The organism is Xanthobacter flavus (genome assembly GCF_017875275.1).
GTDB classification, from domain to species: domain Bacteria; phylum Pseudomonadota; class Alphaproteobacteria; order Rhizobiales; family Xanthobacteraceae; genus Xanthobacter; species Xanthobacter flavus_A.
In genome coordinates this window covers 818,043-831,079 of the sequence record NZ_JAGGML010000001.1, presented here as the reverse complement: position 1 = coordinate 831,079, position 13,037 = coordinate 818,043, and the positions used below count along the sequence as shown (strand labels likewise).

Annotated in this window: 10 protein-coding genes; 3 read left to right on the top strand and 7 right to left on the bottom strand. The window is 69.6% G+C overall.

Annotated elements, in window-relative coordinates:
• Nucleotides 1–246: 246 nt before the first annotated feature.
• A complete protein-coding gene (locus tag J2126_RS04075) occupies nt 247–1,275 on the top strand; it encodes an AI-2E family transporter (protein WP_348634224.1) in 1,029 nt (342 codons plus the stop codon).
• 135 nt (nt 1,276–1,410) lie between these two features.
• Here the strand turns inward: J2126_RS04075 and J2126_RS04070 are convergent, their stop codons facing one another.
• The 4 genes from J2126_RS04070 to J2126_RS04055 all read right to left on the bottom strand — a co-directional run bounded on the left by J2126_RS04070 (nt 1,411) and on the right by J2126_RS04055 (nt 7,525).
• Complete coding sequence (locus tag J2126_RS04070; RefSeq protein WP_209484207.1) at nt 1,411–2,760, bottom strand: ABC1 kinase family protein; 1,350 nt, start codon at nt 2,758–2,760, stop codon at nt 1,411–1,413.
• Between the two features lie 31 nt (nt 2,761–2,791).
• The gene (locus tag J2126_RS04065; protein WP_209484205.1) at nt 2,792–3,289 is read right to left on the bottom strand and encodes a DUF6790 family protein; all 498 of its coding nucleotides are present in this window, start codon (nt 3,287–3,289) and stop codon (nt 2,792–2,794) included.
• A 53-nt stretch (nt 3,290–3,342) separates the two neighbouring features.
• Nucleotides 3,343–4,941 carry a serine hydrolase gene (locus J2126_RS04060; protein ID WP_209484203.1) on the bottom strand — a complete coding sequence of 533 codons (1,599 nt, stop codon included), beginning with the start codon at nt 4,939–4,941 and terminating at the stop codon, nt 3,343–3,345.
• 262 nt (nt 4,942–5,203) lie between these two features.
• Entirely contained in the window at nt 5,204–7,525 is a 2,322-nt protein-coding gene (locus J2126_RS04055; protein WP_209484201.1) for a sensor histidine kinase, read from the bottom strand.
• A 564-nt stretch (nt 7,526–8,089) separates the two neighbouring features.
• Here J2126_RS04055 and aroB point away from each other — a divergent pair.
• The gene (aroB, locus tag J2126_RS04050; RefSeq protein ID WP_348634223.1) at nt 8,090–9,892 is read left to right on the top strand and encodes a 3-dehydroquinate synthase; all 1,803 of its coding nucleotides are present in this window, start codon (nt 8,090–8,092) and stop codon (nt 9,890–9,892) included.
• Between the two features lie 359 nt (nt 9,893–10,251).
• On the opposite strand, the gene J2126_RS04045 is transcribed toward aroB, so the two are convergent.
• From J2126_RS04045 to trxA, 3 genes are all read right to left on the bottom strand, one after another.
• Nucleotides 10,252–11,475, bottom strand: a complete 1,224-nt coding sequence (locus J2126_RS04045) for an NAD(P)/FAD-dependent oxidoreductase (protein WP_209484199.1) — start codon at nt 11,473–11,475, stop codon at nt 10,252–10,254.
• A gap of 55 nt (nt 11,476–11,530) precedes the next feature.
• Nucleotides 11,531–11,869: a Rieske 2Fe-2S domain-containing protein gene (locus J2126_RS04040; RefSeq protein ID WP_209484197.1), complete on the bottom strand. Its 339-nt coding sequence runs from the start codon at nt 11,867–11,869 to the stop codon at nt 11,531–11,533.
• A gap of 93 nt (nt 11,870–11,962) precedes the next feature.
• Nucleotides 11,963–12,445 (bottom strand): thioredoxin, encoded by a 483-nt coding sequence (trxA, locus tag J2126_RS04035; RefSeq protein ID WP_209484195.1) that lies wholly within the window; start codon nt 12,443–12,445, stop codon nt 11,963–11,965.
• Between the two features lie 129 nt (nt 12,446–12,574).
• Between trxA and J2126_RS04030 the strand changes: the two genes are divergently transcribed.
• A complete protein-coding gene (locus J2126_RS04030) occupies nt 12,575–12,874 on the top strand; it encodes a putative quinol monooxygenase (RefSeq protein ID WP_209484193.1) in 300 nt (99 codons plus the stop codon).
• Nucleotides 12,875–13,037: the final 163 nt, after the last annotated feature.

The following is a 13,037-nucleotide window of genomic DNA, read 5'->3' as shown; positions in this document are numbered from 1 at the left end:
GGCGGCCTGTTGTTTTCCAATGACTTGGCGGATCCGCTGGCACCGTGGCTGCGCTTCGGCTGGGCAATGGTCGGTTATTAATTGTGCAAAAGCGAAGAATTGCGTGCGCATTGCATACATTCGCGCGGTTGAGCCGGCCTGGATCGGGCGGCGCATCCGGGTTCGGGAGGCTGGCCCGGGCGGACGGCGACAGCGCTCGCCAATCTTCTCCGGCTCAGGTATCGCCATCGGGAAACCGGAGGCGGGATGATGCGGGGATTGGTGGGGCTGGCGGCGGCGGTGGTCGTGTTCGCGGCGCTCTACGTGACGGACGCGCTGCTGGCGCCGGTGGTGTTCGCGCTGTTCGTGATCGCCGTGGTGCATCCGCTGCTCGCACGGCTGGAGGCGAAGCTGCCGAAGATGGTCGCCGTGCTCGGCACGCTCCTCATCACGCTGGCGGTGGTGGGGGCGGTGTCCTCGGTGGTGGTGTGGGGCTTCAGCCATGTGGCCACCTGGGTGTTCCAGAACGCCTCCCGCTTCCAGCGCCTCTATGGCGAGGCGGCGATCTGGCTGGAGGGTCATGGCTTCGTGCTCGCCGGCCTGTGGGCCGAGCATTTCGACGTGCGCTGGCTGCTGCGCCTGTTTCAGGATCTCTCCGGCCGGCTGCAGGGCATGGCAAGCTTCCTCGTCTTCACCTTCATCTATGTGCTGCTGGGATTGCTGGAAGTGGATGCGATGAAGAGCCAGGTCAAGCGCCTCTCCCGCTCCGGCCGCGCGCCCTTTCTCGCCCCCGCGCTCGCCGACATCGCCCGCAAGATGCAGACCTACATGGCGGTGCGCACGCTCATGAGCATCGCCACCGGCGCGGTGGTGTGGGCCTTCACCCTCACCGCCGGGCTGGAGCTGGCGCTCGCCTGGGGCGCCATCGCCTTCGCGCTGAACTACATCCCCTTCATCGGCCCGTTCGTGGCGACGCTGCTGCCGACGCTCTTCGCTTTGGCCCAGTTCGAGAGCTGGGAGATGGCGGTGTTCGTTTTCGTGAGCCTGAACATCATCCAGTTCCTGTCGGGCAGCTATCTGGAGCCGCGCCTCGCCGGCAAGGCGCTCTCGGTTTCGCCGGTGCTGGTGCTGTTCGCGGTGTTCTTCTTCGCCTTCCTGTGGGGCATCGCCGGCGCCTTCATCGGCGTGCCGATCCTGATCGCGGCACTCACCCTGTGCGCCCACCACCCCGACACGCGCTTCGTGGCGGAGCTGTTCTCCGGCCGGGTGGCGGCGGAGGAGGGGGAAAAGGCGTGAACGCTTAAGCCACCGTCGCCCTCCGGCCTGACCGGAGGGCCCATCGCTGCTATTGAGCAGGTGGTCGCGCGGGGGACAAACGGCGACATGGGTCCTCCGATCAAGTCGGAGGACGACGGCATGGAGAGGCCGGGCTTAAGCGAGCCCCGCCACCTTGAGCCCCTCCGCCTGCCGGGCTGCCACGCCCTCTTCGGAGAAGTCGGCGATGGCCTCCTCGAACAGGCGGTGGAAGTTGAGTTCCGCCTTGAGATGCAGGAACACGCCGCCGAGGCCGATGGCGGCGCGGTCCATGAACACGAACTCGCGCGGCACCGTCACCGGCCCGAGCTGCTTCAGCGCGGTGTGGACGGTGAACGCTTCCTTGCGGCCATAGGATGCGGGCGACACGCCATCCGCGATGGTGCGCACCCGGTCGTCCATCAGCGGGCCGTAGATGAAGCGCGCCCAGATGTTCAGGACATCGATCAGCTCGCGCTTCAGGCCCTTGAAGCCCCACGTCTCGTAGGCATGGACCACGCGCGCGTCGTCCCCGGCCATCAGCCCGCGATAGAGGTCCACCACGCCGGCCACGAAGGCCGGCGGGAAGATGCGGATGCAGCCATAGTCCAGGAGGTTGATGCCGGCCGGCCGCCCGTCCACCGAGAAGACGGTGTAGTTGCCGAGGTGGGGATCGCCATGGATCACCCCGAACCGCGAGAAGGGCTGCCACCAGGCGGCGAACATGGCCTGCGCCAGCGCATTGCGCTCGGCCAGCGGATGCTCGGTGAAGCCGAGGATCTTCTCGCCGTCCAGCCAGTCCATGGTGAGGAGCCGGCCGGTGGAGAGGTCGGCATGGGTGCCGGGCACGCGGACCTTGGGCTCGTCCTTCAGGATATGGGCATAGAGCGCGGCGTGCTTGGCCTCGCGCCGATAGTCCAGCTCCTCGCGCACCCGCTCGCCGATCTCGCGGGCGATCTCGCGGGTGTCGATGGCGCCGTCCATGCGGCGATGGATGGAGAAGAGCACGTCGAGCTGGGAGAGGTCCGCCTCCACCGCCGCCTGCATGTCCGGATACTGGAGCTTGCAGGCGACGCGCGCGCCCGCCAGCGTCACCGCCTTGTGGACCTGCCCGAGGGAGGCGGCGGCGGAGGGGGCGTGCTCGAAGCTCGCGAACTTCTGCTCCCAGTCGCGGCCCAGCTCCGCCATCATGCGCCGGCGCACGAAGGCCCAGCCCATGGGCGTGGCATCGCTCTGCAGCTTCTGAAGCTCGGCGGCATATTCGGGGGGCAGCACGTCCGGGATGGTGGCCATGAGTTGGGCCACCTTCATCAGAGGCCCTTTCAGCCCACCCAAGGCAGAGGCGAGGGCGGCCGCGTTGTTGCCGTCGCGGTCGAGCCCCATGAGGCGGGCACCGGCGATGCGCGCGGCGACCCCGCCCACATTGGCGCCCACCCGGGCATAGCGCGCGGCGCGCGCGGAGAAGCGGTTTCTTTCCTCGTCCACCATGCCCGTCCAGGCGCTCCAGCTATCTCCAGTCCTACGGGCGCGCGGCCCGGTCGGATCGGTAGGTCAGGGCGAGGAGGATGACTAGCAAAAGCGGCGTGAGGAGGTCCGTGTAGAGAATGGGGCCGGCATTGCCTGCGGCCAAATTGCCGGTCTTTTCGATCTCGATGATGTGGTTGAGGCCCGCCCCGCCGAGGAAGCCGGCCGTCATCACCGCCACCGCGGCGCGGAAGCCCCAGTCGCGCCAGAAGGCGGCGATGACGCCCGCAAGGCCGATGCCGAGATTGGCGAGGCCCACCTCGGTCTGGAACGGGCTGGTCGCCCAGCCGATGGAAGCGGCGGACTGCGCCGGGAATACGAGATGCCCCAGCGCGCCCCACAGGCCCATAAGGCCCACGGGGAAGAGGTTCAGGTAGCGCAGCAGCGCCCGCGCCAGATCAAGCGGCCGGCGCGGCGCCGGCTTTCGCGCGACGGAGAGCGCGGCCAGCAGGACGGCCGCCGCATAGGCGATGAGCGGAACCCAGAAGACCATGGCGCTCTCCCTGTCAGCCCGTCACTTGTGGGCGCACTCATTTGCGCACACGCTCATTTGCGCGCAAACGTGCCGAGCCCGTTCTCGTTGAAGATCTCCACCGTCATCCGCCCGTCGGCGAATGTCACCTGCGAGACGGTGCCCGGCGGGAACGTCTCCTCGCCCTCCGGGCGGAAGGTGAAGGTGTCGCCGCTCCAGTGGGCGAGGGTGTAGCGGCGGGGCAGGGGGCCGATGATGAGCACGAGGCCGCCGGTCTCCTCCGCCACCGTGGCGTCGCCGAAATAGGCGTTGGCATAGGTGCCGGTATAATTCGCCAGCGGCTTGGCCGGCTCCGGCTTTGTCGGCCGCGCCTTGCCGGCCAGCGCCCCGGCCGGCTTGTACATGGGCATGATGAGCGGCTGATAGGCGGCGTACCAGTCGCGCGTCAGCCCGCCGAACTGCACGATGTCCATGAAGCTCATGGCGAGCGCCTCGGGGGCGCCGGTGGGCTGGGCATTGGTGAGCACCACGATGCCGAGCTTCTCCGAGGGCAGCAGCACGAAATTCGTTGCCGCGCCGAGGATGAACGCGCCGGAATGGTCGAGCGTCACCCGTCCGGCCGGCGAGACGCCGACGCCGAAGCCATAGCCATAGGTGCCGGGGCGGGCATCCACCGCATAAGCGGGGGAGGAGATGGTCTCGCCCCGCATGGCCGGCAGCAGCGCGGCGGCGGGCACGATCTCGCGGCCCTCAACGGAGCCGTTGCCGAGCACGAAGGCGAGCCATTTCCCCATGTCCCGCGCGGACGAGGACACCCCGCCCGCCGGCGCCTGCGCATCCGGGTCGCGCTGGTATTTCGCGACGAAGTGGCCGTTCTCCTTCACATGGGGGATGGCGCGGTTGGGGCGGGCCATGAAATCGGCGAAGCGGGAGGACGTCGCCCCCATGCCGAGGGGCTTGTAGAGCGCCTCCTGCGAGAGGTCCGCCCACTCCTTGCCAGCGGCGGTGGCGACGGCCTCGGCGGCGGCGGTGAGGCCGAAATTGGTATAGGCATAGCTTGCGCGGAACGGCGCCAGTGGCAGCAGCCTGATGCGCTCCAGCACCTGCCGGCGGTCGAAGCCGATGCTCTCCAGCTCGTCGCCCGCATGGTCCGGCAGGCCGGAGCGGTGGCTGTAGAGATCGCCGAGGGTGACGTGGTCGCTCACCCACGGGTCCTTGAGGGCGAACCAGGGCAAGAAGGTGCGCACCGGCGCGTCCCACTGCACCCGGCCCTTCCCCGCTTGGCCTTGGCCCACCTCATGCGCCACGACGCCCGCCCCCACCGCCTTGGAGAGGGAGGCGAGCTGGAACACCGTGTCCGCATCGATGGGCGCGCTCTCGCCCGCCTTGCGCACGCCGTAGCCCTTGAGCGCCAGCACCTTGCCGTCCTGAACCACCACCACGGCGAGGCCGGGCACGCCGGAGCGCGCCATCATCTCCTGCGCCAGAGCGTCGATCTCCTTCACCGCCCGCCCGATCTGGCCTGGCGCGATGGATACGCCGGAGGTCTGCGGCGGCGGCTTCGAGCCGTCGATGGGGTCGTGGGCGAGGGCGGGGAGCGGGGTCGCGGCGAGGAGGGCGGCGAGGCCGAGGAGCGGGCGGAGGAGAGGGCGGGCGAGGCGGTGCGGCGTCATCGTGGGCGGCCTCCGGTGGCGGGCATCGTGCCGTGCGCCCGCAGCCGACAGGCTTAATGGCTGGGCGCGGTCGCGCGCAAGGGCAGGGTGCCATTGCGGCAGCACCGGGCGGGGCGCTAGCCACCAATCCGGGCAGCCCTCTGGCCCCGAAGTGGATCGCCCGCACAAGGCGGGCGATGACGGCAGATTGGGCGGATGCAACGGTGTCGGACGCGGCATGACGACGAGGCCGGCGTGAGGCAGGGATCCTCCCCCGCCCGCCTCACATCACCGCCAGCAGCCTCGGCGTCTCGTTGGAGTTTGCCGCCCGGCCGTCCAGCGGGAGGCGGACGAAGACGGTGGTGCCGGAGCCTTCGATGGAGCGGATGCGCATGGCGCCGCCGTGCAGCTCCACCAGCGACTTGGCGATGGCGAGGCCGAGGCCGGACCCCTTGTGGGTCTTGGTGAACTGGCTCTCCACCTGCTCGAACGGCCGGCCGATGCGGGCGAGCGCGCCCTTGGCGATGCCGATGCCGGTGTCCTCGATGGCGATCACCGCCGCCGCCCCGTTCACCCGCGCCTTCACCGCGATGCGGCCGCCCTCGGGGGTGAACTTCACGGCGTTGGAGAGGAGGTTGAGCAGGATCTGCTTCAGCGCGCGGCGGTCGCCCTTGATGACGAGGTTGTCGGCGGCCTCCATGGTCATGGCCACGCCCTTCTCGTCGCCGTTCACCGCGGTGACGCGCATGGCGTCGGCGATGATGTCGCCGAGGGCCACGTCCTCAGCCTCCAGCTGCATGCGGCCCGCCTCGATCTTCGACATGTCGAGGATGTCGTTGATGACGTCGAGGAGATAGGTGCCGGAGCCTTTGATGTCGGAGCAGTATTCCGCGTACTTCTCCGAGCCGAGCGGGCCGAACATGCCGCTCTCCATGATCTCCGAGAAGCCGATGATGGCGTTGAGCGGCGTGCGCAGCTCGTGGGACATGTTGGCGAGGAACTCGCTCTTGGCGCGGTTGGCGTCCTCGGCCTTGTTGCGCTCTTCCGAATATTTCTCGGCGAGTTCGGCGAGCTGCTGGGCCTGATGCTCCAGCGTCTGCTGGGATTTGCGCAGGTCGGCCACCAGCGCCATCAGGCGCTTCTCATTGTCCATGAGGCGCTCTTCGTGGCGCTTCATGGTGGTGATGTCGGTGCCCACCGAGACGTAGCCGCCATCCTTGGTGCGGCGCTCGGCGATCTTGAGCCAGCGGCCGTTGGAAAGCTGCGCCTCGAACGCGCGGGAGCCTTCCTCCGGCTTGTCCTCGGGCTTCAGCGGGGTGCGCGTCACCGGGTGGCGGCCGACGGAGGCGATGGTGTCGAAGGGGGTGCCGGCGACGATGGTCTCGTCGGGCAGCTCGTGCAGCGACTGGAACTTGGAATTGCAGAGCACGAGGCGGTTCTGGCTGTCCCACAGCACGAACGCCTCGGAGATGCTCTCGATGGCGTCGCGCAGGCGCATGTCGGCGGTGACGGTGCGTTCCGCCATGCGCTGTGCCTCGGTCACGTCCATGGCGATGCCGATGAGGTGGGGTCCGTCCTCGCCCGCCTGCTGCACCACTTCGGCGCGCATGCGCAGCCACACGAAGTCGCCCTTGGCGGTGCGCATGCGGAACACCCGGTCCACCGGGGTGCCGGGCCGCTCGGCGAGTTCCTGCGCCAGCTCGTAGAGGTCGCCGTCGTCGGGGTGCACGAGGCGGGAGATCTCGCCGAAGGAGACCAGATCGTCCCGATGCTCCAGCCCGAGGATCTCGAACATGGTGTCGGACCAGTACATGCGCCCGCGCGCCATGTCCCAGTCCCACATGCCGCAGCGGCCGCGGTTGAGGGCGGTGTCGATGCGCCGGCGCACCGTCTCGTAGATCACGTCCGCCTCGCGCGCCCGGCTCGCCTGCCAGTGGAAGGAGAAGCCGAGGATGAGGAGGACCGCGCCGGTGGTGGTGAACAGCGTCACCGTGAGCGTGGTGGTGTCCGACCAGGAGGCGAGCGCCTTCTCGGTGGGCTGGAGATAGACGATCTGGCCCAGCGGCGCCTGGAGGTTGCGCACGGTGGCGAGGGCCGTGCCGGTGCCGTAGGGCACTTCGAGCACGCCCGCCCGCTCGGCGAAGATCACCAGCGGCTGGGAGGGATCGAGGATGTCGGAGAGGTTGGCCGGCGCCTCGCCAGGTGCGGATTGGGGAGCGGCGGCGATGACGTGGCCCTGCCCGTCGGTGACGAATACGCGCCGTCCGCCCTCGGTGGCGCGGGGCGGCAGGCTCTCGGTGAGCGCGCCGGGCACCTTGGCGAGGGCATTGCCCGCATGCAGCGTCAGCGCATCGGCGGTGGCGAGGGCGAGGAGGGCGATATCGTCCTTGGCGTTGTTCAGCTCGGCCACGCGGTGCGCATGCACCTGCACGACCGCGCCGACGCCGATGACGCCGAGAAAGGTCACGATGAGGGCCGGGACGATCCGGCGCAGGACCGGCTCCGCATCCAGCAGGCGCTGGTACGCTGGGCGCGCGATCGACCTTGCCAGGCCTCGCATGGCTTGGTCGCGCGCGCCTACGCTCGCAGCGTTGGCGCGTGCCATCGCCGGTCTCCTCCGGGTCTCCGGGGGCACCGGACGGCCTAAGTCCCACGCCCCCACGTCCTCGATCTGGAGGGACGTGCCGCATCTCTCCGAATCATGGCCATTGGAATCGAATCGGAGGGCTGTTGTCTAGAGTCCGCGTGAGTCAAGAGGCACAAAACTGCGGCCACGCCTTGGTTTGTGATGTGTGGAAAGCGGTGCGGCTGTAGGGCGGCGGGGGCGGCGCGGTTTTCTCCCGGGACTTGTCGCGCCGACATCCTCCCTCGCTGTCGTCCTCCGACTTGATCGGAGGACCGATGGCGCCGCTTGTCCGGTGCCCGCCGGCCATCTCCCTCTCCCCTTGCGGGAGAGGGCTGGGGTGAGGGGGCGGGGCGCCTCCAGCCCGAAGCGGCCTCGGGGATGCACACCCCTCACCCCCGACCCCTCTCCCGCAAGGGGAGAGGGGAGGCCCGCGCCCCCTCATTGCCGGCTCGCGCGGCGGATGCTAGAGCCGCAGGGCTCGGCCAGCGGCGGACATCCCGTGGCCCGCCCCATCACCCGAGAGCTGTCAACGAGGACCAGCCGGTGCACACGCAGAAGTTCCCCGAGCCCCGCACCGGCGAGACCGAGACGGCGGGGCCGCTCTCCTCCGCCGAGGTGCTGAAAAGGCTCGGACGGCGCTCCATCGTGCTGGTTGGCATGCCCGGCGCGGGCAAGTCCTCCGTGGGGCGGCGGCTGGCGAAGCGGCTGGGGCTCACCTTCGTCGATGCCGACGAGGAGATCGAGCGCGCCGCCTGCATGAGCATTCCCGAGATCTTCGCCCGCCATGGCGAGGCCGAGTTCCGCGAGGGCGAGAAGCGCGTGGTCGCGCGCCTGCTGCAATCCGGCCCCTGCGTGCTCGCCACCGGCGGCGGCGCCTTCATGAATGCGGAGACGCGGGCCGCGGTCGCGCGCCACGGCGTCTCCGTCTGGCTGCGCGCCGATCTCAACACCCTCCTGCGGCGCGTGAAGAAGCGGACCGACCGCCCCCTCCTCGCCCAGGGCGACCCGGCGCAGAAGCTCGCCGCGCTGCACGCCCAGCGGGCCGACACCTATGCCCTCGCCGACGTGACCGTGGACAGCCGCGACGTGGTCCATGAGCTGGTGGTGGAAGAGGTGATCGGCGCCGTCCATGCCCATCTTTTGGCCCGTCTCGTCGCGCATCCCGAAGGCATCGCCATGGCGCCCCTCTCCTCCGCCACCGCCATCTCCGCCGAGGCCGAAAGCCTCCCACTGGGCGAGATCACCCGCAGCACCGTGCGCGTGGACGTGGCCGGCAAGCCCTATGACATCTATATCGGTCCCGGCCTGCTGGCGGAGGCCGGCACCCATGTGACGGCGCTGCGCAAGGGCGCGCGCGTCGCCATCGTCACCGACGAGAACGTGGTGGCCGCCGGCCATCTCGCCACCGTTGCCGCCTCGCTCGATGCCGCCGGCATCGCCCACACCGCGATCGTCGTGCCGCCCGGGGAGAAGACCAAGGGCTGGCCGGGGCTGGAGCAGGTGGTGGAAGGGCTGATCGCCGCCCGCATCGAGCGCCGCGACCTTGTGCTCGCGCTCGGCGGCGGCGTGGTGGGCGACCTCGCCGGCTTCGCGGCTTCCGTGCTGCGCCGGGGCGTGGACGTGGTGCAGGCGCCGACGACGCTGCTTTCTCAGGTCGATTCTTCCGTGGGCGGCAAGACCGGCATCAACTCGCCCCAGGGGAAGAATCTCATCGGCGCCTTCCACCAGCCGGTTCTGGTGCTGGCCGACACGGCCGCGCTCAACACCCTGCCCGTGCGCGAGGTGAAGGCCGGCTATGCGGAGGTGGTGAAATACGGCCTCCTCGGCGACCGCGACCTGTTCGACACGCTGGAGCGCGACTGGCCGGGCGTGATCGGTGGCGGACCGGAGCGGATCACCGCCGTGGCCGCGAGCTGCATGGCCAAGGCCGCCATCGTCGCCCGCGACGAGAAGGAAACCGGCGACCGGGCGCTGCTCAATCTCGGCCACACCTTCGGCCATGCGCTGGAGGCCGGCGCCGGCTATTCCCAGCGCCTCCTCCACGGCGAAGGCGTCGCCATCGGCATGGCCTTGGCCTTTGCGTTTTCCGCGAAGCTCGGCCTGTGCCCGGGGCAGGACGTGACGCGGGTGGTCCGGCATCTGGAGGCCGTGGGCCTGCCCACGAAGATCTCCGACGTGCCCGGCGAGCTGCCCGACACGGACGGGCTGATGGACCTCATCGCCCAGGACAAGAAGGTGAGCCGCGGCGCGCTCACCTTCATCCTCGTGCGGGGCATCGGCGAAGCCTTCATCGCGAAAGACGTGAACCCGCAAGAGGTCCGCGCCTTCCTCGCCGAGATGCGGTGAGGGGACGAACACCCCAGTGCCGTCATTGCCCGGCTCGTCCGGGCAATCCACTCATCCGTTAGCGAGATATTCCGGCACCCGATCCGGCCCAACCGTGGATCGCCCGGACGAGCCGGGCGATGACAAGCCGCATGGATCGTTCGCTGTCGGTGGCGCAAGAGCGGACCCGGTTCCCCGGACAAGCGACACCGCAGGTGGAGCGCCGATCCGGGGGCCAGCGCAAGACTCCCGCGCAGCGGGCCGTTCTCCCTCTCCCACAGGGGGAGAGGGAGCTGAAGCAGCGCCTTCGGCGAAATGTTGCGCTGGGCGCCGGCTCGCATTCCGCTATCGCTGCATGCGTCCGGGGCGCGAAGGAGCGCTCACTTCGCCGCAGGCCGCGCCTGCAGCACCGGCGCGGCGGCGGCGAACATGGCCTCTTTCGTCGCGGGCACGGGCGGGTAGATGCGGCTGCAATTGATGGTCTGCTTCACCGTCTTGGCTTCCGCGCCCGACGCCACCAGCGTGCCGCGATCCCAGCCGGAGGTGTAGACGGCGCCGGCCGGCCCCAGGTCCATCACCGTCACATAATCCGGCGCGGAGAAGGCCACCCGGTCCTGACGCCGGCCGGCGAGGTCGCACACCGCATTGTGGCCGGCGAGGCGGCCCATGGGCCGGGCGTGCTGGCAGGACATGACGGTGACGTGGCCGAGATCGTCCGCCGCCGCCACCGCGCAATCGCCCGCCGCATAGACATCGCTGACGCCCTCCACCTTCATAAAGGCATCCACCGCCACCCGGCCCAGGTGGTCGAGCGGGACGCCGAGCTGACCGGCAAGCGGGCTCGCATGGGCGCCGGTGGTGAAGATGACGGTACGGGACGGGATGTGCGTGCCGTCGGTCAACTGCACGCCATCCGCTTCCACGGTCGCGATGCCGGAATGATCGTGGACCTCCACGCCGGCCGCCGCGAGGGCGGCGCGCACGGTGGCCGCGCCGGCCCGCATGGCGGCACCGATCTCGTGGCGATCCACCAGCACGACGCGCACAGGAGCGCCCTCGCCCAACAGCGCGCGCAGCCGGCCCGGCAACTCGCAGGCGATCTCCACGCCCGCCAGCCCGCCGCCGATGACCACGGCGGTTTCGGCGGCGCCGTCGCGCGGGCCGGAGGCCAGCGCGGCAAGGTGCGCGGCGAGGCGCTCGGCTCCGGCATAGCTGTCCACGTCGAACGTGGGCTGCGCGCAGGGCACGGCCGGCATCGTCAGCGCGCTGCCGGCGGCGAGGATCAGACGATCATAGGAGATCGGCCCGGCATCGGTGGCAAGGGAGCGGCCGGCGGGATCGATGGCGCTCACCGCCGCCGCGATGCGCGCGACGCCGATGGGGGCGAGGAGATCGTCCAGCGGCAGGCGGATGGCCGCGAGGTCGTCCTCATAGCAGCGCACGCGGATGGTATGGAACGCCTCCGGCGCCACGAGCGCGATCTCCAGCGCGGCGGGATCGATGCCGAACAGCTCCCGCGCCCGCGCCGCCGCCGCTGCTCCCCAGAGCCCGGCGAACCCGCCGCCCACCACAATGATACGTCGTTTGCCCGCGTCTTGTGTCATTGCCGGCGCCTCCCGATGCCAGCATAGGGCAGGCGGGGCGAGCCGGCGATGAGGATCAGGCGGGCGCGCGGGCGGGCTTCACCGGGCCGACATCCACCTGGATCTCGTCGCCCTCGATCTTGATCTCATAGGGGTGCAGCGCATTGCGCACGAGGTGGGTGGAGCATTTTCCGGTGTTGCAGTCGAAGCCCCACATGTGGTGTGTGCACATGAGGGTCTTGCCGTCGAAGGTGGACTCGGTCAGCGGCATGTCGGCGTGGGGGCATCGGCCGCGATAGGCCTTGATCTCCCCGCCCGTGGGCCACACCAGCAGCACGCTCTTCTTGCCCACCTGAAAGAGGCCCATGGCGCCCTCGGCGAGGGCATCTTTGTTGCAGATGACGGTAAAGGCCATGGCGCGTGCGTCCTGTCCGGTGAGGCTCCGGCAGGGCGCTTCGCAAGATCAGGGCCAGCCTGGAACCCTCCCAATTGTCGGAAATCCGACGCTCTATTTCGCCTCGTCGGCGCGGGAGAGGGCATCATAGAGCCAGCGACGGAGGTCGCCCGCGAACATGGCGCCCGCCACCCGCGCCACCTCATTGCGGTTGGCGATGAAGCTCAGGGTGGGAATGGAGCTGATGCGGAAATAGTCGGCCAGTTCCCGCTCCTTGTCGGTGTCCACCTTGGCGAAGCGGACATGGGGCTCGAACTCCGCCGCAAGGGCCTCGAACACCGGGGCCATGCTCTTGCAGGGGCCGCACCAGTCCGCCCAGAAGTCGATGACGAGGGGCAGGTCGCTCTGCGACGTGTGGGCGGTGAAGCTCTCGGCGGTGAGCGTCATGGGCTTGCCGATGAAGAGCGGCCCGCCGCAGGCCGGGCAGGAAAGCGCGCGGGCGTCCGCGCCATCCGGAACGGAGGTCACGGCATGGCAGGCGGGGCAGGCAATGGTGCGCGCACGGGCGGCGGTCGCAGTGGTGTCGGCTTTTGTCATCACGGCTCCTCGGGGCGCGGGCGTGCGGGACGAGCGGAGCAAGAACGGGGCCGGAGTGGGGATGCGTCGCGTGCGGCTTGCGCTATGGTGGCCCCGGCCGCGCCGGGCGGCCGTTCCGGGAGCAGAAGAATGAGCGCAGCGCCCCTCACCGTCATCGCCATCATCACCGCGAAGGAAGGGCAGGAGGCGGCCCTGCGCGCGCTTCAGGAAAAGCTGGTGGTCGAGACGCGCGCGGAGGACGGCTGCCTGCGCTACGAGCTGAACCAGTCGCTGGACGACGGGCGCATCCTGATCTTCGTCGAGATCTGGGAGACGGAGGAGAAGTGGCGTGCGCACATCGACGGCGGCGCCCTTGCCAATTTCGCCGCGGCCGGCGGGCGGGAGCTGATCGCGGAGCGGGTGATCCACCGCATGGCTCTGGTCGCGTAACAAAAAACGCCCGCCGGGCGAGAGCACGCGCCGATCTGATTGCATCGCAATCAGATCGGATAACGCGTTCTCTTTCTTGGAGTCAGAGGGCGATTCACCGATCAAGTTGATTCAACTTGATCGGATCGCGCTCTGGGCGGGCGCCGTCTGGTGTTGCGCGGAC

Coding starts and splice junctions, on each gene's coding strand:
- J2126_RS04075 (WP_348634224.1), top strand. CDS start 247: ATGATGCGGGGATTGGTGGGGCTGGCGGCGGCGGTGGTCGTGTTCGCG.
- J2126_RS04070 (WP_209484207.1), bottom strand. CDS start 2,760: ATGGTGGACGAGGAAAGAAACCGCTTCTCCGCGCGCGCCGCGCGCTAT.
- J2126_RS04065 (WP_209484205.1), bottom strand. CDS start 3,289: ATGGTCTTCTGGGTTCCGCTCATCGCCTATGCGGCGGCCGTCCTGCTG.
- J2126_RS04060 (WP_209484203.1), bottom strand. CDS start 4,941: ATGACGCCGCACCGCCTCGCCCGCCCTCTCCTCCGCCCGCTCCTCGGC.
- J2126_RS04055 (WP_209484201.1), bottom strand. CDS start 7,525: ATGGCACGCGCCAACGCTGCGAGCGTAGGCGCGCGCGACCAAGCCATG.
- J2126_RS04045 (WP_209484199.1), bottom strand. CDS start 11,475: ATGACACAAGACGCGGGCAAACGACGTATCATTGTGGTGGGCGGCGGG.
- J2126_RS04040 (WP_209484197.1), bottom strand. CDS start 11,869: ATGGCCTTTACCGTCATCTGCAACAAAGATGCCCTCGCCGAGGGCGCC.
- trxA (WP_209484195.1), bottom strand. CDS start 12,445: ATGACAAAAGCCGACACCACTGCGACCGCCGCCCGTGCGCGCACCATT.
- J2126_RS04030 (WP_209484193.1), top strand. CDS start 12,575: ATGAGCGCAGCGCCCCTCACCGTCATCGCCATCATCACCGCGAAGGAA.